At 70.9% G+C, this 24,467-nt stretch carries 31 protein-coding genes and 2 pseudogenes; 18 read left to right on the top strand and 15 right to left on the bottom strand.

From position 1 onward, the window contains the following. Window positions 1-125 precede the first annotated feature (125 nt). Window positions 126-341, bottom strand: a complete 216-nt coding sequence (locus tag OG974_RS22690) for a hypothetical protein (protein WP_266996032.1) — start codon at window positions 339-341, stop codon at window positions 126-128. Window positions 342-1,744: 1,403 nt separating this feature from the next. Here OG974_RS22690 and OG974_RS22685 point away from each other — a divergent pair. Beyond that, complete coding sequence (locus OG974_RS22685) at window positions 1,745-2,083, top strand: MerR family transcriptional regulator (RefSeq protein ID WP_327284505.1); 339 nt, start codon at window positions 1,745-1,747, stop codon at window positions 2,081-2,083. Window positions 2,084-2,201: 118 nt separating this feature from the next. Here OG974_RS22685 and OG974_RS22680 read toward each other — a convergent pair. Beyond that, window positions 2,202-2,984, bottom strand: a pseudogene (locus OG974_RS22680) (PP2C family protein-serine/threonine phosphatase); the annotation flags it as partial. A gap of 776 nt (window positions 2,985-3,760) precedes the next feature. Between OG974_RS22680 and OG974_RS22675 the strand changes: the two are divergent. Both OG974_RS22675 and OG974_RS22670 read left to right on the top strand, forming a co-directional pair. Next, window positions 3,761-4,117, top strand: a complete 357-nt coding sequence (locus OG974_RS22675; RefSeq protein WP_327284504.1) for a PRC-barrel domain-containing protein — start codon at window positions 3,761-3,763, stop codon at window positions 4,115-4,117. A 37-nt stretch (window positions 4,118-4,154) separates the two neighbouring features. Further along, window positions 4,155-4,325, top strand: a complete 171-nt coding sequence (locus OG974_RS22670; protein WP_328763272.1) for a hypothetical protein — start codon at window positions 4,155-4,157, stop codon at window positions 4,323-4,325. A 33-nt stretch (window positions 4,326-4,358) separates the two neighbouring features. On the opposite strand, the gene OG974_RS22665 is transcribed toward OG974_RS22670, so the two are convergent. Beyond that, window positions 4,359-4,847: a DUF5994 family protein gene (locus OG974_RS22665; protein WP_327284502.1), complete on the bottom strand. Its 489-nt coding sequence runs from the start codon at window positions 4,845-4,847 to the stop codon at window positions 4,359-4,361. 232 nt (window positions 4,848-5,079) lie between these two features. Here OG974_RS22665 and OG974_RS22660 point away from each other — a divergent pair, with 232 nt between their 5' ends. The 4 genes from OG974_RS22660 to OG974_RS22645 all read left to right on the top strand — a co-directional run bounded on the left by OG974_RS22660 (window position 5,080) and on the right by OG974_RS22645 (window position 6,540). Continuing rightward, window positions 5,080-5,658 carry a DUF5994 family protein gene (locus tag OG974_RS22660; protein WP_328763271.1) on the top strand — a complete coding sequence of 193 codons (579 nt, stop codon included), beginning with the start codon at window positions 5,080-5,082 and terminating at the stop codon, window positions 5,656-5,658. Between the two features lie 5 nt (window positions 5,659-5,663). Beyond that, window positions 5,664-5,852: a hypothetical protein gene (locus OG974_RS22655; protein ID WP_327284500.1), complete on the top strand. Its 189-nt coding sequence runs from the start codon at window positions 5,664-5,666 to the stop codon at window positions 5,850-5,852. A 119-nt stretch (window positions 5,853-5,971) separates the two neighbouring features. After that, on the top strand, window positions 5,972-6,214 hold the full coding sequence (locus OG974_RS22650) for a hypothetical protein (RefSeq protein WP_371646889.1): 243 nt from the start codon (window positions 5,972-5,974) through the stop codon (window positions 6,212-6,214). Between the two features lie 53 nt (window positions 6,215-6,267). After that, the gene (locus OG974_RS22645; protein ID WP_327284498.1) at window positions 6,268-6,540 is read left to right on the top strand and encodes a hypothetical protein; all 273 of its coding nucleotides are present in this window, start codon (window positions 6,268-6,270) and stop codon (window positions 6,538-6,540) included. Window positions 6,541-6,567: 27 nt separating this feature from the next. On the opposite strand, the gene OG974_RS22640 is transcribed toward OG974_RS22645, so the two are convergent. The 4 genes and pseudogenes from OG974_RS22640 to OG974_RS22625 form a co-directional block, all read right to left on the bottom strand. Continuing rightward, entirely contained in the window at window positions 6,568-7,095 is a 528-nt protein-coding gene (locus OG974_RS22640) for a histidine phosphatase family protein (RefSeq protein ID WP_327284497.1), read from the bottom strand. Next, the gene (locus OG974_RS22635; RefSeq protein WP_371644257.1) at window positions 7,092-7,922 is read right to left on the bottom strand and encodes a hypothetical protein; all 831 of its coding nucleotides are present in this window, start codon (window positions 7,920-7,922) and stop codon (window positions 7,092-7,094) included. The genes OG974_RS22640 and OG974_RS22635 overlap by 4 nt, the downstream gene beginning before the upstream one ends. Before the next feature lie 329 nt (window positions 7,923-8,251). Continuing rightward, window positions 8,252-8,440 (bottom strand): annotated as a pseudogene (locus OG974_RS22630) (IS5/IS1182 family transposase); the annotation flags it as partial. 319 nt (window positions 8,441-8,759) lie between these two features. Further along, a complete protein-coding gene (locus OG974_RS22625; protein ID WP_327284495.1) occupies window positions 8,760-8,963 on the bottom strand; it encodes a hypothetical protein in 204 nt (67 codons plus the stop codon). Between the two features lie 338 nt (window positions 8,964-9,301). On the opposite strand from OG974_RS22625, the gene OG974_RS22620 reads away from it, so the two are divergent. Further along, on the top strand, window positions 9,302-10,240 hold the full coding sequence (locus OG974_RS22620) for a restriction endonuclease (protein ID WP_327284493.1): 939 nt from the start codon (window positions 9,302-9,304) through the stop codon (window positions 10,238-10,240). Window positions 10,241-10,363: 123 nt separating this feature from the next. Here OG974_RS22620 and OG974_RS22615 read toward each other — a convergent pair whose 3' ends face one another. Further along, on the bottom strand, window positions 10,364-10,996 hold the full coding sequence (locus OG974_RS22615; RefSeq protein ID WP_371644255.1) for a TetR/AcrR family transcriptional regulator: 633 nt from the start codon (window positions 10,994-10,996) through the stop codon (window positions 10,364-10,366). A gap of 122 nt (window positions 10,997-11,118) precedes the next feature. On the opposite strand from OG974_RS22615, the gene OG974_RS22610 reads away from it, so the two are divergent. After that, complete coding sequence (locus OG974_RS22610; protein WP_327284491.1) at window positions 11,119-12,057, top strand: alpha/beta hydrolase; 939 nt, start codon at window positions 11,119-11,121, stop codon at window positions 12,055-12,057. Between the two features lie 101 nt (window positions 12,058-12,158). Here the strand turns inward: OG974_RS22610 and OG974_RS22605 are convergent, their stop codons facing one another. The 4 genes from OG974_RS22605 to OG974_RS22590 all read right to left on the bottom strand — a co-directional run bounded on the left by OG974_RS22605 (window position 12,159) and on the right by OG974_RS22590 (window position 16,216). Beyond that, window positions 12,159-12,341: a hypothetical protein gene (locus OG974_RS22605; RefSeq protein WP_327284490.1), complete on the bottom strand. Its 183-nt coding sequence runs from the start codon at window positions 12,339-12,341 to the stop codon at window positions 12,159-12,161. 173 nt (window positions 12,342-12,514) lie between these two features. After that, window positions 12,515-13,474, bottom strand: a complete 960-nt coding sequence (locus tag OG974_RS22600) for a hypothetical protein (RefSeq protein ID WP_328763269.1) — start codon at window positions 13,472-13,474, stop codon at window positions 12,515-12,517. A 26-nt stretch (window positions 13,475-13,500) separates the two neighbouring features. Further along, window positions 13,501-15,027 carry an APC family permease gene (locus OG974_RS22595; protein ID WP_371644253.1) on the bottom strand — a complete coding sequence of 509 codons (1,527 nt, stop codon included), beginning with the start codon at window positions 15,025-15,027 and terminating at the stop codon, window positions 13,501-13,503. A gap of 292 nt (window positions 15,028-15,319) precedes the next feature. Further along, a complete protein-coding gene (locus tag OG974_RS22590; RefSeq protein ID WP_327284487.1) occupies window positions 15,320-16,216 on the bottom strand; it encodes a sigma-70 family RNA polymerase sigma factor in 897 nt (298 codons plus the stop codon). Window positions 16,217-16,365: 149 nt separating this feature from the next. On the opposite strand from OG974_RS22590, the gene OG974_RS22585 reads away from it, so the two are divergent. Together OG974_RS22585 and pucL are read left to right on the top strand one after the other, a co-directional pair. Beyond that, window positions 16,366-17,718 carry an aspartate aminotransferase family protein gene (locus OG974_RS22585; protein ID WP_327284486.1) on the top strand — a complete coding sequence of 451 codons (1,353 nt, stop codon included), beginning with the start codon at window positions 16,366-16,368 and terminating at the stop codon, window positions 17,716-17,718. Window positions 17,719-17,973: 255 nt separating this feature from the next. Beyond that, a complete protein-coding gene (gene pucL, locus OG974_RS22580; protein WP_327284485.1) occupies window positions 17,974-18,891 on the top strand; it encodes a factor-independent urate hydroxylase in 918 nt (305 codons plus the stop codon). Window positions 18,892-18,926: 35 nt separating this feature from the next. Here pucL and OG974_RS22575 read toward each other — a convergent pair whose 3' ends face one another. Next, window positions 18,927-19,349, bottom strand: coding sequence for a histidine phosphatase family protein (locus OG974_RS22575; protein ID WP_327284484.1), 423 nt, complete (start codon window positions 19,347-19,349; stop codon window positions 18,927-18,929). A gap of 221 nt (window positions 19,350-19,570) precedes the next feature. Between OG974_RS22575 and OG974_RS22570 the strand changes: the two genes are divergently transcribed. From OG974_RS22570 to OG974_RS22545, 6 genes are all read left to right on the top strand, one after another. Beyond that, window positions 19,571-19,783 (top strand): CbtB-domain containing protein, encoded by a 213-nt coding sequence (locus tag OG974_RS22570; RefSeq protein ID WP_327284483.1) that lies wholly within the window; start codon window positions 19,571-19,573, stop codon window positions 19,781-19,783. 31 nt (window positions 19,784-19,814) lie between these two features. Next, window positions 19,815-20,570, top strand: coding sequence for a CbtA family protein (locus tag OG974_RS22565; RefSeq protein ID WP_328763265.1), 756 nt, complete (start codon window positions 19,815-19,817; stop codon window positions 20,568-20,570). A gap of 21 nt (window positions 20,571-20,591) precedes the next feature. Beyond that, a complete protein-coding gene (locus tag OG974_RS22560; RefSeq protein ID WP_327284481.1) occupies window positions 20,592-20,837 on the top strand; it encodes a hypothetical protein in 246 nt (81 codons plus the stop codon). Window positions 20,838-21,048: 211 nt separating this feature from the next. Further along, window positions 21,049-21,639: a class F sortase gene (locus OG974_RS22555; protein WP_327284480.1), complete on the top strand. Its 591-nt coding sequence runs from the start codon at window positions 21,049-21,051 to the stop codon at window positions 21,637-21,639. A gap of 109 nt (window positions 21,640-21,748) precedes the next feature. Then, complete coding sequence (locus OG974_RS22550) at window positions 21,749-22,123, top strand: hypothetical protein (RefSeq protein WP_327284479.1); 375 nt, start codon at window positions 21,749-21,751, stop codon at window positions 22,121-22,123. 58 nt (window positions 22,124-22,181) lie between these two features. After that, the gene (locus OG974_RS22545; RefSeq protein WP_371644248.1) at window positions 22,182-22,334 is read left to right on the top strand and encodes a hypothetical protein; all 153 of its coding nucleotides are present in this window, start codon (window positions 22,182-22,184) and stop codon (window positions 22,332-22,334) included. A gap of 60 nt (window positions 22,335-22,394) precedes the next feature. Here OG974_RS22545 and OG974_RS22540 read toward each other — a convergent pair whose 3' ends face one another. After that, entirely contained in the window at window positions 22,395-22,802 is a 408-nt protein-coding gene (locus OG974_RS22540) for a hypothetical protein (RefSeq protein ID WP_327284477.1), read from the bottom strand. A 147-nt stretch (window positions 22,803-22,949) separates the two neighbouring features. Next, the gene (locus OG974_RS22535; RefSeq protein ID WP_327285726.1) at window positions 22,950-23,426 is read right to left on the bottom strand and encodes an Rrf2 family transcriptional regulator; all 477 of its coding nucleotides are present in this window, start codon (window positions 23,424-23,426) and stop codon (window positions 22,950-22,952) included. Window positions 23,427-23,602: 176 nt separating this feature from the next. On the opposite strand from OG974_RS22535, the gene OG974_RS22530 reads away from it, so the two are divergent. Continuing rightward, window positions 23,603-24,430 carry a hypothetical protein gene (locus OG974_RS22530; RefSeq protein ID WP_327284476.1) on the top strand — a complete coding sequence of 276 codons (828 nt, stop codon included), beginning with the start codon at window positions 23,603-23,605 and terminating at the stop codon, window positions 24,428-24,430. Window positions 24,431-24,467 lie beyond the last annotated feature (37 nt).

Below are 24,467 nucleotides of genomic sequence, written 5' to 3'. Positions count from 1 at the left end.
CACGGCCCGACCCGAAGCGACGGGGGTCTTCGACGATGACCTGGACGTCGAGGCGGTTCGCGCGGAGCTCATGGAGGTGACCGTGCCAGCGTGCCGGAGCGCGGTGGTGACGAGCCGGGATCGTGTCAGGCCGGCTCGGACAGGACGCGGGTGGCCTCGGGGAGCTCGTAGACGTGAGCGGCCACCCCTTGCAGCGGCAGGAGAGGGCGCAGGGGACATGAGGTCGGGGTGTGGTCGTGGTCGACTTCCCAGGTGGGCAAGCGTGCGGCCGGGGCGCAGATGGTGGAGACGGCGTAGAGGGTGCCGGAGCAGCCCCGGCACACCAGAGAAGCGTGGATCACGTGAGTGCCTCCGGATGAACGGACTCGGCTGTGCCTTCCACAGAGCGGGGCTCCCCCGCCGGGTGGAGCTGGCGCCAGATGCTTTCCGTCTTGCACCTGAGGTGTTGGGGAGAGGCCAGATGCTGCCACAGCGGGTCGGAGCGGCGGGGGACGGTGGCGCCGCGGACAGCCCGTTCCTTGGCGAGCTGCATGTACAGGGGTGCGCCCTGGTTCGCGGCTTCTCCGGGGATCTGGTCACGGGCGTGTGCCGGGCTACGGGAAGGCCTTCGGCGCGCGTGTTCCGGAAGACAGCCAACCGCTCTGCGGCTGCCGCCGTCGGTCTGTGGGCCGCGGCTGGAGTTCGCCCCATGATCATCCGTCACGTTCGTCAAAACGATTCTTCCATCCTCTAGGACACCGGTGCGGGGTGGACAGCCGTCCCAGGGATTGCCCCGAGCGCCCCCAGGCCGGGCCCCTGCGGCCCTGGCACCTGCCGTTCTGGCAGCCCGCATACGGCGGCGACCGGCCGCAGGGCCGCGCCGGAAGCCGGCGTAGAGGGCCCCTCACGACCTTCGCCCTGCGCCCAGGGCAGCACTGCCGCCCCCAGCCGCTCCTTGTGCTGCGCATCTGCAGCCCCGGCATCGGCCGTGCGTTTGAGTTCGATTAGCTCCTCGCCCGCCATACAAAAATCTATGACGGCTGGAGTAGACATTGGGCGGTGGCCTGGCTATGGTTTCTCTCGTAGCTCAGAGAGACAGCAAGGCCCGGCAGAGACGAACTGCCGGGCAGCAGTACCCGCAGTTGCAGTGCGCATGACGGTGCGGTGGTGGAGTTCCGAAGCCAGGGTTGTTTCAGGACGGCGACGGGACTGACGACCGGACCGGGGGGCCCGCAGTGATCAGGGGCCGCCGAGAGAAGTACCGCAGTTAACGCAGTGGCAGTACCCGAAGTAAGTGCAGTTCGCAGTACCCGGCAGTGAAGTAAGTGAGCAGCACCTCGGTGAAGGCGTCGACTGCGGACGCGCGCACCGGGAAGTTCGGCAGTGGGGTTCTAAGCCAGAGCAGACGCACGATGGGCAACGGGGCTGGCTGCCGAAGAGTGGCGCTGGGTCAGGCCACCAGCAGTACCGCAGTATCAGCAGTGCAAGCAGTAAACAGTTGATCACCGAGGGAAGAACGGAGGAGCCGAGCGCCATCAGGATCGCCCGGGCGGAAGTCTGAGCCCGGGTACCGCAGGACATCGATAGTGAGGTGGTCTCCGGTCAAGCAACCGCGATCCCCGCACAGCCTGTCCTCGTTCGGACGGGTCGGCGGAAACAGTAGGCCGGCGCAGGACTAGGGCCGACAGATGGTGTAGTAGTTCCTTCGGGGCCCTGGTGCCGTACGGCACCAGGGCCCCTCCACGCGTTCCATGAGAGAGGTTCAATGACAGCAGACGACTCGTTCGGCCGTCTCGACGACGACGATTACCCCGCCTACACCATGGGCCGGGCCGCCGCCATGCTCGGCACCACCCAGGGCTTCCTCCGCGCCATCGGCGAAGCCCGCCTGATCACTCCGCTCCGCTCCGAGGGCGGCCACCGCCGTTACTCCCGCTACCAGCTGCGCATCGCCGCCCGCGCCCGCGAACTCGTCGACCAGGGCACCCCCATCGAGGCCGCCTGCCGCATCATCATCCTCGAAGACCAGCTTGAGGAAGCCCAGCGCATCAACGCCGAATACCGCCGCGCCGCCGAATCATCCGCATCGCCGCCCTCGGCCTGAGGCGAGGGTGCCCGCAGGCATCGGCGTGCCGCGCGCTCAGCGGGCGGCGTTCGCGCAACCACCCCGCTTCGGTCGTCCTCGTCGGGCCGTGGCTGCAAGCCGGGTTGTGGACGGAGTGCTATGCAGGCACTGATGCTTCTGTGAGATCCGCCCCGGCGTCAGCGCTGCGCGTGGCCTGATGGGTGCCGTGCCAGTCCAAGCACATGACCGTGGCGTCGTCCTGGAGGTGGCCACCATGGGCGTGCAGCACCGCTGCGACCAGGGCCCGGGAGGCCTCGCGGGGGTGGAGATCGCATGTGTCCACGATCAGCGAGGGCAGGTCGACCTCAACAGCGCGGCGCTCCAGCATGCCATCGGTGAGCATTACCAGCCGGTCACCCGATGGCAAGTCCAGCCGCTGCACCCAGTAGGCGGCATGGGGATCGACCCCGAACGGTAGATCCACTGCTGGAACGATCTCCTCGACCGTTCCGTGTCTCAGGCGCAGCGGCCAGGGGTGACCCGCATTGACGAACTGAGTAGTGCCGTCAAGCAGGCTGACGTGCAGCAGCCGTCCGGTGACGAAGCCCCGTCGGCCGTTGTCGATGAGTGCCTGGTTGGCCGCGAGAGCCTGCTCTTCGAGCTCGGCGCCGGCACGTCTGGCCCTCCGGAGAGCGCCCACGGCCAGGGTGGCGAGGAGCGCGGCTTCTACGTCGTGGCCCATGGCATCGGTGACGGAGAGCTGCATGGTGTCGCGGTCGACGACGTAGTCGAAGGTGCCGCCGCCGACGTGCGTCGCCGGTTCCAATGCTCCGGCGACCGTGAACGGGGCCGCCTCACATGCCAGCGAGGCGGGAAGGAGCCGGTGCTGGATCTCGGCCGCCAGGTTCACGGGCCGCGTCCGGCGACCCCACTGGTAGAACCTCGACCTCTTCCGGCCATGGCCTGCGCTGTCCCTCCTGTTGGATGAACACCCGGTCGCTGTCGCCATCGCCGGCTACCTGACGGTGCTGCTGCAGGTCGCGTTCCCGTTCGTCCTGTTCGGCAGGCTCAAATACCCCGTCCTGATCATGCTGGTGAGCCTGCACCTCGGAATCGCAGTCCTCTTGGGGCTTCCGATCTTCTCCGGAGTGATGATCGTCGCGGATGCCGTATTCCTTCCGGACCGCTTCTACCGGTCCTACCCGGGGAGAATCCGCACTCGTTCCGACTCAGCCCGGGCCGGCCGGCTCAGTCAGGCCGCCCGTCGAACCCGTGAGCCGGCCACTGGCACGGTGACCGCATCCGCCGCCTTCCCCGACGACGCGTGGCATGTGACCGGACGCGAGGGGATGACGGCGGAGCCCCGACGGCGGGCCCGGACCCCTGTGCCAACCACGCGGAGGAAGGCTTCACCTCGGGCGACTCCTCGTGGCGCTACGCTGCCGGGCTGCCTACGGAGACGCGCGCCCGAGCCACGATGGTCGCTCTTCCTTGGCCACGATCGTCGTCGCGATCCTGTCGATCGAGGTGCGCTGAACCCCGTCGACCGACTGGCCCGTATCGGCGGGACACATCCCTGCTGCCAGATTGTCACCAGGGGCATATCCTGATAAATAGGTCGTCGCACTCTCACGTGTGGCGTCCGGAAGGGCGGCCCCGGCGTGTGAATGTGCCGGGGTCGTTGTGTGACCGTCGTCACGCCGCAGGGGGCGAGCCATGATCCGTTCAGCCGATGTACGCGAGTGGCGCGACTGTGACGTCCTCGACGCGAAAGGGCACCGCATCGGCGCTCTGGAAGCGGTCTATGTGGACACCGCCACCGACGAACCGGCCATGGCAACCCTCCGCACCGGATTGCCCACCCGCCACCGCCTGGTCTTCGTTCCTCTCGACGAGGCGATCCTGGGACCCCGCTACGTCAAGGTCGCCCATGCCAAGGCAGTGGTGAAGAAGGCCCCTGCCATCGGCACCGACGACGTCCTGCCCGCAGAGCAGGAAGAAGCAATCTTCCAGCACTACGGGATGCCCTACCAGCCCGGCGCCGGCGGCGAACGCCGACTGGCGCGCCGCTGAGCGCCCCGAGCCTGGCGCCAGAGGAGGTGTCCGGCGCATGGTGATCTTCTTGTTGCTGCTGCTCGTGGCCTTCGTCCTGGGCCTCATCGGCGCGGTGGTGGACGGCCTGTTCTATCTCCTCGTCATCGCCATCGCGATCGCCGTGGCCGACGTGGTCTACATCGTGCTACGACTTTCCCGGTCATCGCGTCGCCACCGCCTCCGATGACCACCGGGCGAGCGCGGCGTCCGCAGCAGCAGGTCAGTCACTCCGACCGGGGGCATCGGTGGCGGGGGCCCGGGCGATGAGGATCTGGGAGGCCCGGGCGATGTTGTCCGCACGGACCGCCTGGGCCATGGCCTCGCGGGCGGCACCGGTTGCGGTGCCGGGAGGAACCACCAGAAGCGAGAAGTGGTCGTTGTGGCCTCGGGTGATGAGGACGGTGTCGTCGCCGACCGGGTCGGAGTCGAGGTGCACGATGTGATCGTCGACGACCAGGCGGGTGGGGATGTCCTGCCAGGCGGTGGCGTCCAGGCCGACCCTCGTGATGGAGCCCAGGTGCTCGGTCAGCGCCGTGATCAGGGCGGGCAGCTCCGTGGTGACGTCCCGGGAGCGCGGCCACCAGGCACCGTCGAGAACCCCTTCGCGGGACTGCGTCGTTTCGAGCCGGAGCAGGGCGGTGCCGGGCTCGACCGCTCGGTGGATCTCGTCGGGGAGTCCGGGGGGAACCGGAGTGTCGGATGCGGCCATGATCGGTGCGCCTATCTCACGGTGCGGCGGCATGCCGCCGTCCCTCTCACGGTACTCCGCCGCCTGCGGTCGAGCGCCGGGAGCTACCCGGTCACCATCGGCCTCTTCGGCCTCGGACCGGAGTAGGCTGAAAACACCGGGAGTCTTCCGTACACCCGCTCCCTCGCGGACGTCGTTTCCGGCGATCACTGCACCGGGCCGTCCTCGGACGGCCTGGAGACGGGTCCGCGTCATGACCACGACGAGTCTTGACCGCGCTGTTGCAGGCACACGTGCACCCACGCGCCCGGCGCGCCTTTCCCTTATGCCGAACACCCTGCTCGCCAGTCAGCTGGACGGTGCCTGGTGGCCGTACTCGCGTGACCTCGAAGCCGAGCTCCCGGCTCTTGCCGCCGCTCTGGACGAGCCCTGGGGGCGCATCACGCGCGTCAGCGTGAACCCCAGCCGCTGGCCGGTCGTACCGCGCACGGTTGCCGTGGACGGGCGCGTGCTGCACGTGGGCTGGTTCACCGAACAGGACCCCGACAAGCTGATCCTGCTCTCCTACACCGTCGGCCGCTGGGACCTCCTCGTCATCCCGCCCGAGACCGAACCCGCCGCCGCTGCCCGTCTGATGGCCGCCGCCGCGATCCCCGGCAGCGTCCTGGCCGCGGGCGTGCTCATGGCCAACGAATCCGCCATCGGCCGCGGCATCCGCGACGCCTCGCGCCCGGAAGCCACCTGGGAAGGCGAGGGCGGGGCCTGCATGTCCCCGTTCGGAGACGCGATGGGCCGGACCGCCCTGCCGCTGCCCGGAAACGGCTGGAGGTGAGCTCCGTGGAGACCGTCGTCCTCATCGCAGTGATCATCCTCATGATCGGCATCGGAATGCGCTGGATCCATCTGCTGAACGCCCAGCACGACGCGCGGATCGAGGCCCATCACTTCAGTGACCCCCTGCCGAGGCCTCCCGGCCTGCCGGACGACACCGGTCGTCGAGCCCACCACACGGGTGCCGACCGGTGAGGAGCAGACCTTCCTCCGACCGGGGGCAGCAGTCGGGGCGCCTCGGCGCCCCGACCCGCCGGCCTCTCGCCCACCCTGAAGGGAACCACGCCCACGTGAAGTACATCGAGACCCAGACAATGCCGTCGCTCGCACACGCCGAGGTACGGATCATCGCGCACACACCCGAAGCCGCCCGAGCCGTCGCAGAGGCGCTCCGTCACTGCTTCGCGGGCGCGGAACAGCGCAGCTATCCCGGTCTCGACGGCGACACCCGCCTCCACCTCACCGTGGACACGGCGACACCCGCCGGCCCCGCCCGCTCCTGGCTGGCCACCAGCAGGACCCCCGTCGGCACCGGCGCCCACTCCGACGAGACCTGAGAAGCCCCAACGGGCCCCGGAGCCCACTCCACCCCACACGGAAGGACGCGGTCATGGCCACACTGCGCGAACGCAAGACCTACCGCGAACAGGTGCTCCGGGTCCTGTACGAAGCCGTCGAAGGCAACCGCCTCCTCGGCATCACCGGAGCACAGCTGCGGCACGACCTCCACGTACCGGAACAGGACCTGGCCGCCGCCTGCACCTACCTGGCGGGCGAAGGCCTGATCACCGTCGACTGGGAACCGGGCAACACCCCCGCGATGGTCACCCTCACCCACGAGGGAATCCGGCGCATGGAGGCCGAGGAGGAAGAGCGCGGCTGAGCCCGTGTACCGACCGGTGCCGTACCGTCAAGGGTTCGCGCCGCGCGGCACGACCATGTCCGTCAGCCGGGCGGCACCTGGTTCGAGGGACGTCCAGGGCCCTGACACGCTCAGTACGGCGATCGCGGATGTCGGAAACTTCGTACGGGTCTGCTCCAGCGCGTAGCCGTCCGCCTCACCGGTGAGCAGCAGAACCAGCTCCTGCACACCGGGGTTGTGCCCGATCAGCATCAGCGTCCGTACCTGCGCGGGGATCTCACGTACGACTTCGAGCAACTCCCCGGCACCCGCCCGGTAGATGCGGGCCTCTTGGATCACCGCCGTGGCGGCGGCGAACTCGGCCGCGACGAGGCCCCACGTCTGGCGGGTGCGCAGGGCCGGGGAACACACGACGAGGTCGGGAACACAGCCGGCCTCGCGCAGCCAGCGGCCGGCTGCCGGAGCGTCGCGGCGGCCGCGCGGGGCGAGCGGCCGCTCGGAGTCTGCCACGTCCGGCGGCCAGGCCGACTTGGCGTGCCGCAGGACGACCAGGCGCCGCAAGTTGCCCGACATCATGACGTCGCGTGGTGCTGGTGGCCGACCTCGCGCGCGAGGTCCAGCCCCAGGACGCGGTCGAGAAAGGCGAACGTCTCGAACTTGGCACCCGCCGGCACGTCGGCGCGCTCCGCCACACGGGCCAGCAGGTCCAGGACGGCGGGGACACCGAGATCATCGGCCAGCGCGGCACGGCCCTGTCTCAGCACCTCGGCAGGGACCGGCCGGGACGGCTGCTGCGCCCAGTCGGCCACCTGCTGCCGCCAGTGTCCCAGCGCCCGCCGGGCCTCGGCGAGCGCGGCGCTGGTGATCGTGACCGGCATGCGGTGGGCGTGGCCGAGCAACAGCATCCTCACGGCCAGCGGATCGGTCCCCTCTGGGACGAATGCGTCGAGGAGACCAGAGGCGAGGAGATGGACACGGTCGGGGACTCCCCCGTCCGGTGGTGGTGCGCTCACCTGGCCCACATGGATCCGGACCCCGCCGGCGGAGTCCTGCACGGCGGAGCCGTACGCGAGCACGTGCACGTCGGCAGCGGCGCACGGTGCCTCGGTCGGAAGGTGCGCACCGACGGTGGCGGGCGGGTGGATGCCGAGGGCGGCCAGGGCGCGATCGAGCGCCTCGGCTTGCTCGCGCGGCAGGTCCGGCGTGGTGAGGACCGTGAGGGACTGCAGGCCGTGCAGCTCAACGGCGCGCGCCAGTACGTCGCCGACCAGGGGCGCCCGAAGGTCCACCGCGCCGATCCGGGTGTCGACGACCGGCAGATGGACGCAGATGCGCAGCATGTGGCGGTGTGCGGACGGGATCTCCACGAGGCGGCCGGTGCGGGTGTCGGCGATACGCAGCATGATGCGGAGGCTAGTCGTGAAAACCTCCGTTACGGGGGAGGACCTGACCAGGAAGCCGACGTTATGGCGTGGCGCGTGTCGCACGGTCGCGGGGTCCGCGCCATTCCAGTCCAGGCAGCCGGTCAGCTGCCTTGCTCGCACACGCGAAGCAGGCCCAGCGCCGCCGCACCGACGCTACCCCGCCCCGTGGCATCCGAGGCCAGAACGCTCTACGCCTCAAAGCCAGCGGGCACGTGCCCCATCCGTGCCCTTGGGAGCGGTGCACAGCGGTCAATACGGGTGCGGCAGGACCCTTGCAGTGACCACCCCGGCAGCCGATATGCGCAGGTCGGCAGCCAATTGGCGAGTCTGCGGTAGCAGATGAGGGTGCAGGTGATGCTGGTGAAGGCGAGGAAGTGATCGGCTTTGCGTTCGTAGCGGCGGTGGAGGCGGCGGCGGCCGGCGAGCCAGGCCATGGTCCGTTCGATGGTCCAGAGGTGACGGCCCAGTCGTTGCGAGGACTCGATGCCACGGCGGGCCGGTGGGCCGTCGCCCCCGACGGCCCGAACGACGCTCCGGGCTAGCCCGGAGTGTTGCGCTGGTCGAGCCGTCAGGGGGTCAGCGGTAAGAATCGATCAACAAGGGGTCGGCCGAGGCATCTGCGAAGGCCCCGCCAATAAGCCCCCGCCTTGAGCAGCCGCGCGGGGGAGGCATCGCCCCGCACCCTGAGCCCCTGCGGCCCGGAACGGTGTCCGGCCAGAACTGCGGAGGAGAAGCCCGACGGGACGAGGCCCCTGATCGGAATGCTCAGGGGCCTCGTCGAATGCAGAGCGACCGGCGCCCGCGCCGCGAGGAGCGCTACTCCTCGTCGCCCCCCTTGCCTCCCCGGCGGTCCGAGGGCATGACCGCGACGACCGCGGCGGCGACCCCCAGGGCCGAGCCGGCGGCGGGCGCGATCATGGCGAGGCCGAACACGACGGCTCCGGCCGCGACGAGCGCCAGTGCCTTGCGGGTGGGGCGGCGGCGCCGCTCGCCATTGAGCTGGGTTCGTCGTACTTTCATGTGGACGCCTCCTGGAGTGATGAACGAGGTGTTTCAAGGGCGGCCCCCGTTGCACCGGGTGGCCGCCTGCTCCATGTGCAGGGGCCGTGGCCGACGTTCTCGATCTGAGCCGTCAAGAGCCCCCCGGGGCCCTAGCCGGCATCCAACAGACTGCTTCTTCCGCTCGGCTCGCCCCCGAGCAAGCTCCTCCCCCGCGCCCCCTCGCTCGACCTTCCGCATGTCCGATTTGGATGAGCTTTTCACGGGTCAGATTCCCGCATCTGATTCCTTGGGCGCATGAGCAGAGTACACTACGACGAGCGGTAGTAGATCGGCGCGAACGAAGAGGAGAGCTGCACATGACGGAGGTGAACGTCGCGGACCCGGCGAGCGTGGTGTGGGGTCTCGAACCCGGCGAGCCGATCGAGCGCAAGCTGCTGCACGCCGAGTACGGCGGCCGCACGCAGGGGGGCATCGGCCCGTCGGCGAAGACGCCGAACGTCATGATCTTCACGGACCCGATCGCCGGCGAGAAGCACGGCTACTACGACGGGTGGATGCCGGACGGGCTGTTCCACTACAGCGGTGAAGGGCAGTACGGCGACCAGCGGATGCTGTCCGGCAACGCCAGCATCCTGAATCACCGCGCCGAAGGCCGCGCACTGCGCGTCTTCCAAGGAGCCCGCGGCGTCGTCACCTACCTCGGCGAGTTCGAGGTGGACAGCTGGTACGAAGCCGATGCGCCGGAGACCGGCGACGGCCCCCTCCGCAAGGTGATCGTCTTCAAGCTGAGGCCGGTGGACACCCCCGTGCAGGAGCCGGGGACGAAACTGGGTCGCGTGTTGCGCAATCAGCCCGAGACCGTCATGCACGTTGACATCGAGCAGCAGGAGACCGAGAAGGCCTTCGTCAATCCGAGCCGCGAGCCGTACGAAGCGGAGCGGCGGGAAGCCAAGCTCGTGCTCCAGTTCAGCGACTACCTCAGGTCGAAGGGGCAGCAGGTGCACCGGCACCGGATCCTGCCCGACGGCGAGACCCGCCCCCTGCTGACCGACCTCTACGCTCCGGGGATCGGCTTGTTGGTCGAGGCGAAGGGGAGCGTCACCCGGGAGAACGTGCGCATGGCCATCGGGCAATTGGCCGACTACAGCCGCTTCGTACGGTCGACCACGTGCGCGATCCTCCTGCCTTCCGAGCCGCGCAAGGACCTGATCGACCTCGCGGCGAGCCAGGAGTGCGTGGTCCTGTGGCCGGCCGGCAAGTCGTTCGAGGGCAGCAGCCCGGACGTGCTGCCGTAGCGGATCGCCCGGGCCGCCTACGGGGCGGATGCTGCATCACTTGGGTGAGGCAGCATTATTAATGGACAGCCGACAACGACGAAGGCCCAGGTCACAGACCTGGGCCTTCGTCGTGGCAGCGCCTCAGACCGGGTCCGCGTTCGGTGGCGGCCCGGCAGGCGGGAAGATCCGGTCCAGGTGGTGGTGGAGGACCGCGATGGCCGACTCCGGGGTGCGCTGGCCCACGAGGATGCTGGTGCCCATGGTCGCCGCCATGGCTAGCAGGCTGATCGCCTCGGTGCGCGCGTCGATGCCCGGGGCGGCCAGACCTGATGCCCGGGCCTGTTCGAGCAGGCCGGTCACGGCATCCTCCGCGGCGTCGGGGTTGTCTATGAACGGCTGCGCCGCGAGCGCCTCGTCGGTCACGGACAGGATCGAGTAGGAGCTGTAGAGGAGGTGGAAGGTGCGGCCCTCCTCGTCGGTCGGGAGGGAGGCCATCAGTAGCGCTTCGATGGTCGCGCGGGGTCCCGGGTCCGCGCCGGCGGCGCGGAGGCGGGCGCCCACCCGTGCGGTGAAGCGGTCCGTCAGGTGCTGGAGGCCGTAGAAGAGCAGCTTCTCCTTGGTCTCGAAGTAGTACTGCACGAGCCGCAGGGACACGCCGGCCTCCGCGGCCACGTCGCGCATGCCGACGGCGTGCAGGCCTCGCCGCCCCGCCACCTGGATGAGGGCCTCGGCGATCTGGGCGCGCCGCTCCTCGTGGTCCACGCGCTTTGGCATGCCGGTTCTCCACCCGTCGGTCGCGTTCGCAGCCCGGCCTTCCCGGACCTCTTCATGGTACCGCCGTACCACCAACATGGTACGGTCGTATCACGAAGAACGGATCTTCCCGGAGGTGCCCCGTGCCCGAGAACACGACCCGTGTGCGCCGCGACGTCGGCCGCTACGTCAACGACACCCTGCGCGACCGGTACTTCGCCGCCGCCGACGTGCTCTACGCGATGGGGGCACCCCTACGCTCCGAGTCGGACGTCGAGACGAGCTTCGGCACCACCCACGTCTACCGGTACGGCCCCACGGACCCCGCAGCCGAATCCCGTACGCCGATCGTCCTGATCCACGGCGCGGCCTACTCCTCCGCCATGTGGTTCCCCAACACCCCCGGGCTCAGCCTCGACCGCCCCGTCTACGCCCTCGACACCCCCGGTGACGCGGGCCGCAGCATCCACCGCGAGCCCATGTGGCAGCCCGAGCGCGCCGCCCAGTGGATGGACGAGGCCCTCGACGCGCTCGGCCTCGACCGGGTCCACCTCGTCGGCTCCTCCTACGGCGGCTGGCTCGTGCTCAACCAAGCCCACCGCCGACCCGGACGGCTCGCCTCGGTCACCGCCCTCGACCCCGGCGGCCTGGAGAAGGTGGGGCTGCGCTTCTTCGTCTGGATCTTCGTCAGCCTGTTCGCCACCTTCGCCCCCAAGCGCCTGCGTCCGCGTCTCGCCGCCTGGCTGGACCAGCCGGTCCTCGCCATCCCCGAGATGCGCAAGTGGATCCAGCTCGGCGCCCGCGCGTACCGGATCCGCCGCCCCGCACCCCTGCCGCTCGCCGAGGACGCACTGCGGTCCATCCGGACCCCGCTCTACGTCATCATGGGCAAGCACAGCCTGCTCCTCCACCCGAAGCGGCAGCTGGAACGCGTACCGCGCCTCGTGGCCGGGGCCCGCGCCGAGATCATCGCCGCGACCGGCCACGGACCGCAGATCGACCACCCCGACGTCGTCAACGCCCGGATGCTGAGCTTCATGGAGGACATCGACTCCCTCGACCCGGCCTCGGTCAAGTCGTAGGACGCCCGCTACGAGGCGCCCTGACCCAACGCACGAGCAACGGGCCGGCTGCCGCACACGATGCGCGACAGCCGGCCCGTTCGTCGTACCAGTGGCCGTTCTCAGCCCTCGTCGCGAGCCTGCTCGCGCTTCTGCTGCATCAGGTTCACACAGCCGAAGACCACGGCCAGCAGGAGCGGGACCGCCACGGCGGTGGGGCTGTCCCCGAAGAGCGGGGCGACCAGCGCCAGGACCAGCAGTAGCGCCACCGGAGCCCAGCGGACGATTTCCTTCTTGTTCCCCATCACGATCTCTTTCCCTTTTCCTTGCATTCCGTCGGCCGGGGGTCGCGCATCGACGGACGAACGGGGCTCGTCAGCGTTCGCAGGCCAACGTCAACTCGCCCCAGTAATCCTATATTTCATAGGTTAAGCCGAACATCCGCTCGGCGAGCAGCCGGGGGCGAGCTGCCGTCCGGTCAGCGGGTCCCTGCCGCACCGGCGCGGGTGCGCCAGCGGGTGTACTGCTGCTCGGGGTCTCCCGTGTACGACCAGGGGACCCGGGTGGCGCGGCCGTCCAGGAGCTCGAACACCGCGGCCGCCTCCGTGAGCAGGTCGGCGTGGACCAGGGCGTGGGCCAGGTGGTTGAGGTCGGCCACGTCCTGCGCCCCGGAGGCCGTACGGAATCCGATCCAGCGCTCCATCGTCGTACGCAGGTCCCACAGTTCGGCGTCACCGCTCCAGTGGTGCAGCAGGTCCAGGCTGCCCGGGCCCTCGTGTTCCGCCCGGTGCCGGTACTGCTCCGCCCGCGCCACCTGCGGCAGGACCGCGAGGGGCGAGCCCAGCGGCGCGGCGGCGGCGCGCTCGCGGGCGAAAGTGGACGCCCGGCCGTGCGAGCCGTGCCAGCGGGCGGACACGTAGCGCAGACCCTGGTGGTGCGCCTCCCGGTGGTACGGATCGCGGGCACAGAGCTCCTGCCACCAGCGGCCCGTCTCCGCGTGCCCGCCCTCGTACAGCCGGGCGAGGGTGACCAGGGACACCCACGGATGGGGGTCGTCCGGAGCGGCTTCGGAGGCGTGCAGGCAGATCCGGGCGGTCCAGTCGAGGCGGTTCACGGCCGGCATCGTCCCGCGGCGGGCGACCGCGAACATCCGCATCACCTCGATGTCCGCGCGCAGTACGACCGCGTCGGGACTGTGGGGTTCGGCGGACTGCCAGGCCTCCGCGACCCGCCGGTCCGCGGCGGCGTTGGCCAGCAGCCGGATGCGGTGGCTGCGCCGGTCCCAGTCGTGGGGGCCGCCGGCGGCGAGCAGGTCGCGCGGCCCCTGCCAGCGGCCGGCGGCGACGTCCTGGCAGGCCTCCGAAAGGGCCTTGTCACCGAAGGCCGGGTCGTAGTGCGGCGCCGCGGCGGAGCGGCGGCGTCTCCAGGCCATGGCCATGCGGACCCCCTCCTCGGAGCATCGGATCAGAAGTCGGTGAGCAGTTCGCCGGTCCGGCCGGAGCCGCCCCTGGAGGCGGGGTCGAGGTCGGCGGCCCCGTACGAGGCGTCGACGGAGCGGGCCCGTTCGGGGTCGAGCGGGACCGGCCGGTGGTACGAGGGGGCGCGCCGCCGGGAAATCAGCATCGGGACGACGCCGAGGCCGAGGCTACCGAGCCCGATGCCGAGCGCGAGGGCGTTCAGCTCGGTCACCGACCGTACGAAGATCCACGCCATGAACAGCGCGCCGCACAGCGGCCAGAGCCCGATGAGGAGCAGGTTCCGCGCGGAGGAGAACAGCTGCCTGCGGTGGACGACGACGGCGCAGAGCGCGGCGAGGCCGTAGTAGAAGCAGATCAGCAGGCCCATGCCGCTGACCGCGTCGGCGAGCAGCCGCGGCCCGGAGCCGGCTCCGGAGCCGGTCCCGGGGCCGGTCCCGGGGCCGAGGTCGGCGGCGATGGTGCAGGCGAGCGCGATGCCCGCGACGACCAGGGTGGCGGTCCACGGCGTCTGCCGTCCGCGGGGGATGCGGCCGAACGCCGGGTGGAGGGTGCGGTCGCGGCCCATGGCGAACAGGGTGCGGGTGGCCTGGATCAGCGTTGTCTCCAGGGTGGCGACGGTGGACAGCAGCACCGCGAGGACGAGCAGCCGCCCGCCCCAGCCCGGCCGGACCGCGTCGCCGAGGACGGTGAGGAAGGAGTCGGGGTTCTGCCGTACGACATCGGTGCCGACGAGGATGTTGACGGAGACGGTGAAGACGACGAACAGCGCGCAGCACATGACGATGCCGATCACCCCGCCCAGCCCCGAGCCGCGGCGGCCGTTGCGGGTCTCCTCGCCCAGGTTGCCGGTCACGTCCCAGCCCCAGTAGGCGAAGACGGCGATCAACGCGCCGGTCACGAAATGGTGTTGGCCGTCGAAGTGGCTGAAACCGAACCACGAGGGCGAGAAGTCCGCGACGTTGCCGTCCTTGGACAGTGCGGCGACGGCGAAGGTCACGAGCAGGATGACCTGCATGCCGGTGATGACGGTCTGGGTACGGGCGCCGATCCGGGCTCCGTACATCACCACGCCGGCCATGAGCAGGAACCAGCCCGCGCCGACGGCCGTGGCCAGGACGCCGTGACCGGCCGGGCCGGGCCCGAAGAGGGACAGCGTCGCGGCGCCGGCCGGGCGTGCGGCGGAGGCCATGAACACGGTGGCGGAGACGACGAGCGCCCAGCCGCTGAGGAAGCCGAGGAAGGGGTGCAGCGACCGGCCGACCCAGGCGTACGCGGCGCCGGCGTTCGGGTCGAGCCGGCCCAGGTGACGGAAGGCGAGGGCGATGCCGAGGACGGGGAGGGCGCAGTACAGGAGGACGGCCGGGCCTGCGACACCGACGGCGGCTATCAGCGCGGGGAGCGTGCCCGCGATGGTGTGGGCCGGGCCGCAGCCCGCCACGGCCATCACGACGGAGTCGAACGTGCCCAGCGCATCGGCCCGCAGACTCCCTCCGGCACCAGAGTGCTTGCTCACGATCACGTCTTTCCGGGGAGGGGTACCAGCGGGGCGACTGCGCTGGCGTTCGCCTGTGACGCCCGTGCCGTGTGATCTGACGCGACGGGCGGAGGAGGGGGAAGGGAGGTGGGGAGGTGAAGTGGAGGGGGACGGAGGGGGCGTGGGGTGCCGGGCGCGTCGGAGTGCGGGCGGCATCGCGGTGGCGTTCCCCGCCCTTGCAGAGCCGGGCCGGTTGCGGTTCGCACGACCGGGCGGCTGAACAGGAACCAGATCCTGCCCAAGCCGCCCGGGAAGCGCAAGGGTTCCCGGTTCAGTCGCCCAGGACGGCCCCGAGGTCGATCCGTGCGAGGCGCTGCGGGTCCGTGAGGATGTCGAGCGCGACGACCTTTCCGTCCTTGACGGTGAACGCCATGACCGACAGGGGCTTGCCCTCCGCCAGGGCGAGCACACCGGGAAGACCGTTGACGAGGACCGGGTGGGCCGCCGCGGCGAACCGGGCGAAGGTGATCGCCTGCGAGGCGACGTCGGTCGCGCCGCGCCGGACCGCGCTGGGGCGCAGCGTGCCGCCGTCGGACCGGGCGATGATCTCGGGGTCGAGGAGGTCGACGAGCGCATCGAGGTCCCCGCCCCGCGCGGCGTTGAGGAAGGCGTCCACGACCTCGCGGGTGTGCACCAGGTCGGCGTCGGGGGTGGGCGCGGCGTCCTGGACCCGGCGTCGGGCGCGGCTGGCGAGCTGCCGGGTGGAGGCGGCGGTACGGCCGAGGACCGGGGCGATCTCGTCGAACGGGACGGCGAAGAGGTCGTGCAGGACGAAGGCGAGCCGCTCGGCGGGAGCGAGCGCCTCCAGGACGACCAGCAGGGCGATGCCCACGGAGTCGGCGACGAGCACCTCGCGCTCCGGATCGATGCCAGCGAGCCCGGTGACGACCGGGTCGGGCAGCCGGACGTATCCGTCCTGGTCGTGGAGCGGATCCTCGCGCCGGGAGGTGCGCGACCGCAGCATGTCGAGGCACACCCGGCCGACCACGGTCGTGAGCCAGCCGCCCAGGTTCTCCACGGCGGTGACGTCCGAGCGGCTCAGCTTCAGCCACGCCTCCTGAACGGCGTCCTCCGACTCGCTCAGCGAGCCCAGCATCCGGTAGGCCACGGCCCGCAGATGCGGTCGGTGCTCCTCGAAGCGCCGGGCCAGGTCGTCCTGCTCGCCCACCTGTCACGTCCTCGCGTCGTGATCACCAGTACCCGACGACACGTTAACCAGATGATCCGGCACGTGCGGGTGGTTTTGGCCAGGTGAGCGGCGCCGACAGGGCCGCGACCCTCCCGGGGGTCCACATCATGGACAACTACGCTCAGGACATGAACGCTGAAGCCGCCGACGCGCTCGCCGCCGTGAAAGACGCCGACCGGAAGCACGTCTTCCACTCCTGGTCGGCGCAGGAGCTCATCGACCCGCTCGCCGTGGCCGGGGCCGAGGGCTCGTACTTCTGGGACTACCAGGGCAACCGCTACCTCGACTTCTCCAGCGCCCTCGTCTACACGAACATCGGCTACCAGCACCCCAAGGTGACGGCGGCCATCCAGGAGCAGGCGGCCAAGCTCTGCACCGTTGCGCCCGGCTTCGCCGTCGACGTCCGCTCGGAGGCGGCCCGGCTGATCGCCGAGCGCACCCCCGGCGACCTCGACAAGATCTTCTTCACCAATGCGGGCGCCGAGGCCGTCGAGAACGCCGTACGGATGGCCCGCCTGCACACCGGCCGGCCCAAGGTGATGTCCGCGTACCGCTCGTACCACGGGGCCACGTCCACCGCGATCAACCTGACCGGTGACGCCCGCCGCTTCGGCAACGACAGCGCGACCGCCGGCGTCGTGCACTTCTGGGGGCCCTTCGCCTACCGCTCGCCCTTCTACGCGGCCACCGGGGCCGAGGAGTGCGAGCGGGCCCTGCGCCACCTTGAGGACACCATCGTCTTCGAGGGCCCGCAGTCCATCGCCGCGATCATCCTGGAGACCGTCGGCGGCGCTCCTGGCGTCCTCGTCCACCCGGACGGCTACCTGGCGGGCGTCCGCGAGCTCTGCGACCGCTTCGGGATCGTCTTCATCCTCGACGAGATCATGGTCGGCTTCGGCCGCACCGGGCGGTGGTTCGCCTCCGAGCACTGGGGCGTCACCCCCGACCTGATCTGCTTCGCCAAGGGCGTGACCAGCGGATACATCCCGCTCGGCGGGGTCGCCATCTCGGCCGCCATCGCCGAGACCTTCGCCCGCCGGCCCTACCCGGGCGGGCTGACGTACTCCGGGCACGTACTGGCCTGCGCCGCCGCCGTGGCGACGATCAACCTCATGGAGGAGGAGGGCATCGTCGAGCAGTCCGCCCGCACCGGCGCGGAGCTGCTGGGTCCGGGCCTGCGCGCCCTCGCCGAGAAGCACCCCTCGGTCGGGGAGGTCCGCGGTCTGGGCACGTTCTGGGCCCTGGAGCTGGTACGGGACCGGCAGACGCGCGAGCCGCTCGTCCCGTACAACGCCTCCGGGGCGGACAACGCGCCGATGGCCGAGTTCGGGGCCGCCTGCAAGAAGGGCGGGCTGTGGCCGCTGATCGCCGGCAACCGCATCCACGTCGCCCCGCCTTGCAACATCAGCCCCGAGGACGTCGCCAAGGGCCTGAAGATCCTCGACGAAGCCCTGTCGGTCCCGGATACGCACACCGTCTGACCTGCGGCGCTGTGTGGTCGCCCAATCCGTGGGTGCCGGTGTTCGGATGATCTGTACGGGTAACAACGTGCCCCGCACATGTTGCAATCCGAAGCAGCACCTACGGACCGGGATGCACGTCAGTCCCGGGGCGGTCCCCCGGGACCGAACGGCGGGGAGCGGGACGTCCCGTGGTCGGGGGCGGGCGCTGGACGCCGGGCGTACGGGATCCAGACCACCGGACTCCGTGTTCCCGAGGCACCGAAGGAAGACACCATGAGCAAGCACGTCCTGGCGCAGAACCAGTACGGCAAGGCCGAGAACCGCATCGTCAAGGTGACCCGCAAGGGCGCCGACGGGTCGTGGCACGAGATCCGCGACCTCAATGTGTCGGTCGCGCTCCGCGGCGAGTTCCGCGACGTCCACCTGACCGGCGACAACGCCAACTGCCTGCCGACCGACACCACCAAGAACACGGTGTACGCCTTCGGCAAGGAGCACGGCATCGCCTCCCCCGAGGCCTTCGGCATCCTGCTCGCGAAGCACTTCGTCTCCTCCCAGTCGCCGATCCGCGAGGCGCAGATCCGGATCGAGGAGTACGCCTGGGAACGGATCCCGGTCCCGACGCGCAAGGAACAGCACTCCTTCGTCCGCAAGGGCCAGGAGGTACGCACCGCGCAGATCACGTACAGCGAGACGACCGGTCTGCAGGTCATCTCGGGTCTGAAGGACCTGACCGTGATGAACTCGACGAACTCCGAGTTCCACGGCTACATCAAGGACCGGTACACGACGCTCAAGGAGGCGTACGACCGCATCCTGGCGACCAAGGTCACCGCGCGCTGGGCTCACTCGGCGCTGGCCGCCGACGACGACGCGTTCGACTGGGACCAGTCGTACAAGAAGGTCCGCAAGAACATGCTGGAAGCCTTCGCCGAGACCTACTCGTACTCGCTCCAGCAGACCCTGAACCAGATGGCCGAGCGGGTGCTCGACAACTGCCCGCGGGTCAACGAGGTGCGCCTCAACCTCCCCAACAAGCACCACTTCCTCGTCGACCTGGAGCCCTTCGGCCTCAAGAACGACAACGAGGTCTACTTCGCGGCGGACCGGATGTACGGCCTGATCGAGGGCACCGTCCACCGCGACGGCGTACAGCCGGTGATCGCGACGAGTGACTGGATCGTCGCGTAGCGGCTCACCGTCAGCGGCTCACCGTCCCGTAGCCGCTAGGTGTCGAGTGGCCGGCCGAGCTGGAGGTTCCACCGGCCGAGCCGCCCGGTGAGGGTGGTCACCGTGTCGGGCCGTACGTCGAGGCGCCAGAACGCGGCGGCCGGCAGCTCCAGCGCGTGCACCACCGCGGCCCGTACGACGGCCTGGTCGACCACCGCGCGATGGGTGCCCGCGGCCAGCCCGGCGAGTGCGGCGCCGACGCGGGCGATCAGCGCGGTCACGGACTCCCCGCCGGGGGGCGCGTAGTCCGGATCGGTCAGCCATCGGTGCACAGCGGCCGGATCTTCGGCGGAAATTTCGTCCAGGGTCCGGCCCGCCCAGTCCCCCGTGTCCGGGCCGCGCAGGCCCTCGTGGCCCGGGCACGGGTCGCCGTGGCCGAAGCGTGCCCGGCGGGAATCGTCGTCGAACGGGCGTCTCACGAACTGAACTCGTACCACGGCACTCTTCATAAGGGGAGCGTAAACGCGGTACGGTCTCGGACGACAACCTAAAAAAGACGACGGTATGACGGAAGTACCGGTGAAAATCCGGCACGGTCGCGCCACTGTGAAACCTCCCGTGAGGGGGAGGGAAAGTCAGACCCGCCATGTCGTCGCGAGCACCACTGACCGGGACGCGTGTTCCCTCTGGAGGTTCTGCCATGGCCCACTCCGCCGTGCCCACGACGGCCCCTGCCGTCGCCCCGATTTCCCTCTCCGCGCTGGCCCCCTGGGCCCTGTTCGTCGGCGTCCTCATGCTCGTCCTGCTCTACCTCGTCGGCGCCGAGCAGGGCGCCACCGCGATCTTCCAGGGCGACACCGTCCACGAGTGGATGCACGACGGTCGCCACCTCCTCGGCTTCCCCTGCCACTGATCTCCACCGCCGCAAGGGGAAGAACCGAACCATGAACCCCATTTCACCCCGTGTCCTACTGGTCCGGGGCATGCTGGCAGGTCTGCTCGCAGGCGTGGCCGCCTTCCTCGTCGCGTACGTCCTCGGTGAGTCCAAGGTCGACGCGGCCATCGCCATCGAAGAGGCGGGCCACGCCGCCCACGACCACGGCGAGGAGGCGGCCCCGGTCAGCCGGGCCCTCCAAGCCACGGCAGGGCTCGGCACCGGAACGCTCCTGTACGGGGTCGCGCTCGGCGGCATCGCCGCGCTCGTCTTCTGCTACGCCCTGGGCCGCATCGGCCGCTTCGGCCCGCGGGTCACGGCCCTGCTGGTCTCGGGCGGCCTGTTCGTCGCCGTCAACCTGGTGCCGTTCCTCAAGTACCCCTCCAACCCGCCGGCCGTCGGAGACCCAGACACCGTCGTCCGGAGGACCACCCTCTTCATCCTGATGATCGCGCTGAGCGTGCTGCTGTCCACGGCCGCGCTGATCCTGGGCCGGCGCCTGGCGCCCAAGCTCGGGAACTGGAACGCGTCGATCATCGCCTCGGTCGCCTTCGTCGTGGTGGTCGGCATCGCCTACGCCACCCTGCCCGGCATCAACGAGGTCCCGGCGGACTTCCCGGCCGCCCTCATCTGGCAGTTCCGCCTCGCGACCCTGGGCATCCAGATCGCGATGTGGACGACTTTCGGCCTGGCCTTCGGTTTTCTTGCCGAACGGGCCCTTGCCCCCGCCGCCGCACCCAAGGAGGCTGTACAGCCCGCGAGCTGACGATGAGGGGGCCGGTGGGCCATGCACACGGCGATCTGGGAATGGCGCGGCTGGACGGGCGCCGTCCCGTTGTGGCTCAACACCGTTCTGCTGCTCCTGGCCCCTTTCACGGCCGTCACGCTGCTGGCTCAGGTCGGCATCATCACGGCTCTGGCCGCCCTCGGCGGCCTGGCCCGCCACCTCTGGTTCGGCGACTACGGCCACCCGGCCGTGCACCTCGCCGCCGCCCTCATGGGGGCGGCGGCGGTCGTGTTCGTGGTCTTCTGATCGCCCGTTCGGCTGCACCTCGGGCAATCCCCCCAACACGGCCGGTCCACCCGCCGCCAGCTGCGAAGACGTCCTCGGCAGGGTAGCGACACGCCTGTGACGTGGCATCAGCATCCGGCGTTGTAAGCGTTACTGACGGGCAGAGAGGGGTTCCACTGCTCTCAGTACACCCGGCCGCCGGAGCCGGGGGGATCGGACCAGGAGGGATTCCATGCCCCGCGCCAAGTGGGTGGTCGGCGTGACGACAGTGGCTCTGCTGGGCAGCGGCATAGTGATGCTGCGCAGTACGGAGGGCGGACGGCCCACTGCTGCCACCGCCGCCGACGCGCTGCCCTCCCGGGCGCTGGGCCTGTCCGGCCACCGCCGGCTCGTCGAGCAGCTGGAGCACGCCGGACATCACGCTCCCGGCAAGGGCTCCCGGCCCGCGCGGGGTGCCGCCGTCACACCCCTGCGGGCCGTACCGCCGCTGCGGCTGCACATCCCCAGCCTGGGGGTGGACCTGCCGCTGGACGGGGACGAGGCCACCTGGGACCGCGACAGTCCGGCCCCGGGCTCGGCCGGCACCGCCGTGGTCACCGCCGCCGACCTGCCCCTCGCCGAACTGCGACGGGGACTGACCATCGAGATCGCGCGCACCGACCGACGTACCGCCGTGTTCACCGTCGACCGGGTCTCGCCCGCGGGCAGCGGCCGCGGGCAGCAGCGGGCCGGGCGCGCCCAACTGCGTCTGGTCAGCGGCGAGACCATCGTCCTGGCCCGGTTGACCGGGCAGCACCGCACGGGCCGGCACCACACCGGCTGAGCCCGCCGGCCAGCCCGCCGTCAGCCGAGGGGGGTGTCTTCGTCCCCCGGTCGGGGGCTTCTGCGGGCCGGTCGGGGAGTTGGCCTGCGTGTCGGGGCAGACCCCTCGCATGAGCGGGACGCGGCACGCACGTACGGCACTGGCCAGGGCCCTTTCGGCCGCCTGTGTCGTGCTGCTGTGCCTGTTCGCGGCCGGTGGCGTCACAACGGCCGCTGCGGCCACCGCCGCGGCCGAGCGCACCGGCTCCGGCGCGCCGAGCGAGCCCGGCATCCCCGTCGAGGGGGAGTCCGATCCGGCCGCGGACCCCGAAGTGCGCGCCGCGGTCCGGGTGGTCACGCGCGGGCTGCCGGGTGTACGACAGCTGCCCCGGCCGGTGTTTCACGTGAAACACGCCAGTCGGGCGGCATCCACCGAGACGTACGGGACGGAAGGGCGGCCGACGCCGACCACATGGACGGCGCGGAGCGTGGTCCTGCGCTGCTGAGCGTGCCGAGCAGCAGCGCGTACCCCCATACACCCCCCGAACACCGTGAGGTTCCGGCATGCCCATCGACCCGTACGCCGCCCTGAACGCCATGCTCCGCGCCGAGGTCACCCGCTACGCCCCGACGGCCACGAAGCCGCCGAGCCGTAGGACCGATGCCGAGGACGCTCCCGCCCCGGCCGCCGGCTCCGAGACCCCGTCCGAGGGCTGAGCCACCGGATACGCGCGGGCGCCGGTCCCGTGCGGGACCGGCGCCTGCCTCGCTTCCGGATCAGGGCTCGCGCGTGTGGTAGCGGTAGAACGCCGCCAGCCCGATGCCGATGCCCGTGATGAAGCCGACCCAGCACGAGCGGAGGATCGAGTGGTCGGCCATGCTGTACAGGTAGCCCACCGCGATCCCGCCGAACGCGCCGTACGCCGCGGCGTGCAACTCCTGCATCAGCCGCGGACCGAGGCGGGCAAGGGTGAACATGATGCCGGCGAAGACGACCCCGCACAGGATCCCGTAGAAGACGTTGCCCGTGTCGACCCCGCCCGTGTCGCGCCTCATGTAGGCCGCCCAGACTCCGTAGACCAGTCCGAGGAGCAGTGCCCGCGCCAGCTGGCCCTTGATCGCGTCGTCCGTGCCGGTCGCCTGCCAGTGCCGCCGCATCGGGGCGGTGGGTGCCGCATGTGCCATGACAGGGCTCCTCTCTCCCACCATCCAGGGCACACCCGCCGCCCCGGACCGGCAAGTGGATCAGCGCCCCAGCGGTTGCAAGGCCCCCAGCTCCTGCTGGTCGGTGGGCCGGTTGTCGGTTGCGGGTCGGTGGTCGGTTGCGGGCCGTCAGTCGCCCGGGACGGCCGGTCGTGCGGTGGGACGGCCACCGCCCGGCGGCCCGCCCGCGGTCCCCGCGAGCCAGGCGCGCAGCCGTGCCGGGGCCTGGGGCGCCTGCTGTTCGGCCCGGCGCCGGATCCCGTCGAGGTCCTCCGCTGCCAGGGCCCGGCGCCAGGCGAGTTCGGCCCGGCTCATGGCGTGCGCGATCGCGCAGGCCGGGCCGTCGTCCGCGGCCGGGGCGCCGCCCGGACCCTGCTGCCGGATCTCCGCGCACCGGAAGGCCTCCTCGGGGCCTTCGACGGCGGCGACCACGTCCATGAGGGTGATCTCGGCAAGCGGTCGGGCCAGCGCTTGGAGCTGTTTGTTGAGGTAGGCCGCCGGGAGGTCGTGCCAGGCGGCCAGCCGTGCTGCCGGGACGGCCCGCCCGGGACCGGCCCAGGCCAGATTGACGCAGCTGTGCAGCGCCCACTCGACGCCCTCGCTCATCCTCATAACCTGGACGCTAGAAATCCAGGATTCCTTCCGCAAGGGCGCCACGCGCGCACCGCGTCCCGGCTCCCCCTCCCGGGCGCGCGCCGCCGGCCGTCGGCCCGCCATCCGGCCGCCACCCACCCGCAGCAGCACCGCTCGCGCCCGGCACCGGCGCGGTTTCCCCTGGTGACGTGCGCACCTTCCTCTCGGCGGTACTCATCGTCCTCGTGACCGTGCTCGTGCCCGCGAGCGCCGTCGCGTACTGGGCGGACCGCGAGCTCGGCGACGCCGACCGGTACACCGCGGCCATGTCCCCCCTGGCCGACGACCCGGCCGTCCAGGGCGTCGTCGTCAGCCAGGCGGGCCGCGCCCTCGCCGGGCAGATCGACGCCGGCCCGTTCCAGAGCGGGATCGACGCCCTCCTCGGCGAAGCCCTGCGCTCCTTCGCCGGCACGCCGGCCTACCGCACCGCCTGGGACGCGGCCAACCGCGCCGCGCACGCCGCGTTCCTCAAGGCGCTCACCACCGGCGACGGCGACGCCGTCACCATCGACCTCGCACCCGCGATCGAGCAGGTCAAGGGGGAGCTCGTCGCCGACGGGGTGCCGTTCGCCGACCGCATCCCGGTGACGCACGTATCGGTGAAGGTCATGGAGTACGACGACCTGGGCGCGCTCCGGAAGGGTTTCCGCATGCTCCAAGTCGCCGGCATCTGGCTTCCCGTGCTGACCTTGGTGCTCGCCGCTGCGGCGATCGCGGTCGCCGTGCACCGGCGCCGCGCCGTGATCGCCACCGGGCTGGGGGTCGCCGTCGGCGCCGTACTGCTGTGGATCGCGTTGGCCGTCTGCCGCCGGCTCACCCTGGACGACCTGCCGGCCGACATCGACCGGGCGGCAGCGGCCGCGGTGTACGACGCCCTCACCGCGTTCCTGCGCACGACCGCCTGGGTGGTGCTGGCGATCGGGCTCGCCGCCGCACTGGGCGCCTGGCTGACGGGCCGACTACGTCGCACCCCATAAGCTCGGAACGTACCCACGCGCGCAGAACGCCCCAGAA

Origin of the sequence: Streptomyces sp. NBC_00597 (assembly GCF_041431095.1) — a bacterium.
Lineage (GTDB): Bacteria > Actinomycetota > Actinomycetes > Streptomycetales > Streptomycetaceae > Streptomyces.
The sequence above is the reverse complement of the archived record's forward strand: the minus strand, read 5'-3'. Positions and strand labels throughout refer to the sequence as shown.

Bases quoted from the DNA above. Each gene is read 5' to 3' on its own strand.
- OG974_RS22605 (WP_327284490.1), bottom strand. From the start codon at position 12,341: ATGGGGAACAAGAAGGAAATCGTCCGCTGGGCTCCGGTGGCGCTACTG.
- OG974_RS22545 (WP_371644248.1), top strand. From the start codon at position 22,182: ATGCCCATCGACCCGTACGCCGCCCTGAACGCCATGCTCCGCGCCGAG.
- OG974_RS22625 (WP_327284495.1), bottom strand. From the start codon at position 8,963: ATGAAAGTACGACGAACCCAGCTCAATGGCGAGCGGCGCCGCCGCCCC.
- OG974_RS22665 (WP_327284502.1), bottom strand. From the start codon at position 4,847: ATGGCCGCATCCGACACTCCGGTTCCCCCCGGACTCCCCGACGAGATC.
- OG974_RS22555 (WP_327284480.1), top strand. From the start codon at position 21,049: ATGCCCCGCGCCAAGTGGGTGGTCGGCGTGACGACAGTGGCTCTGCTG.
- OG974_RS22640 (WP_327284497.1), bottom strand. From the start codon at position 7,095: ATGATGTCGGGCAACTTGCGGCGCCTGGTCGTCCTGCGGCACGCCAAG.
- OG974_RS22620 (WP_327284493.1), top strand. From the start codon at position 9,302: ATGACGGAGGTGAACGTCGCGGACCCGGCGAGCGTGGTGTGGGGTCTC.
- OG974_RS22600 (WP_328763269.1), bottom strand. From the start codon at position 13,474: ATGGCCATGGCCTGGAGACGCCGCCGCTCCGCCGCGGCGCCGCACTAC.
- OG974_RS22650 (WP_371646889.1), top strand. From the start codon at position 5,972: ATGCCGTCGCTCGCACACGCCGAGGTACGGATCATCGCGCACACACCC.
- OG974_RS22615 (WP_371644255.1), bottom strand. From the start codon at position 10,996: ATGCCAAAGCGCGTGGACCACGAGGAGCGGCGCGCCCAGATCGCCGAG.
- OG974_RS22685 (WP_327284505.1), top strand. From the start codon at position 1,745: ATGACAGCAGACGACTCGTTCGGCCGTCTCGACGACGACGATTACCCC.
- OG974_RS22645 (WP_327284498.1), top strand. From the start codon at position 6,268: ATGGCCACACTGCGCGAACGCAAGACCTACCGCGAACAGGTGCTCCGG.
- OG974_RS22660 (WP_328763271.1), top strand. From the start codon at position 5,080: ATGACCACGACGAGTCTTGACCGCGCTGTTGCAGGCACACGTGCACCC.
- OG974_RS22535 (WP_327285726.1), bottom strand. From the start codon at position 23,426: ATGAGCGAGGGCGTCGAGTGGGCGCTGCACAGCTGCGTCAATCTGGCC.
- OG974_RS22635 (WP_371644257.1), bottom strand. From the start codon at position 7,922: ATGCTGCGTATCGCCGACACCCGCACCGGCCGCCTCGTGGAGATCCCG.
- pucL (WP_327284485.1), top strand. From the start codon at position 17,974: ATGAGCAAGCACGTCCTGGCGCAGAACCAGTACGGCAAGGCCGAGAAC.
- OG974_RS22540 (WP_327284477.1), bottom strand. From the start codon at position 22,802: ATGGCACATGCGGCACCCACCGCCCCGATGCGGCGGCACTGGCAGGCG.
- OG974_RS22565 (WP_328763265.1), top strand. From the start codon at position 19,815: ATGAACCCCATTTCACCCCGTGTCCTACTGGTCCGGGGCATGCTGGCA.
- OG974_RS22675 (WP_327284504.1), top strand. From the start codon at position 3,761: ATGATCCGTTCAGCCGATGTACGCGAGTGGCGCGACTGTGACGTCCTC.
- OG974_RS22570 (WP_327284483.1), top strand. From the start codon at position 19,571: ATGGCCCACTCCGCCGTGCCCACGACGGCCCCTGCCGTCGCCCCGATT.
- OG974_RS22670 (WP_328763272.1), top strand. From the start codon at position 4,155: ATGGTGATCTTCTTGTTGCTGCTGCTCGTGGCCTTCGTCCTGGGCCTC.
- OG974_RS22550 (WP_327284479.1), top strand. From the start codon at position 21,749: ATGAGCGGGACGCGGCACGCACGTACGGCACTGGCCAGGGCCCTTTCG.
- OG974_RS22585 (WP_327284486.1), top strand. From the start codon at position 16,366: ATGAACGCTGAAGCCGCCGACGCGCTCGCCGCCGTGAAAGACGCCGAC.
- OG974_RS22560 (WP_327284481.1), top strand. From the start codon at position 20,592: ATGCACACGGCGATCTGGGAATGGCGCGGCTGGACGGGCGCCGTCCCG.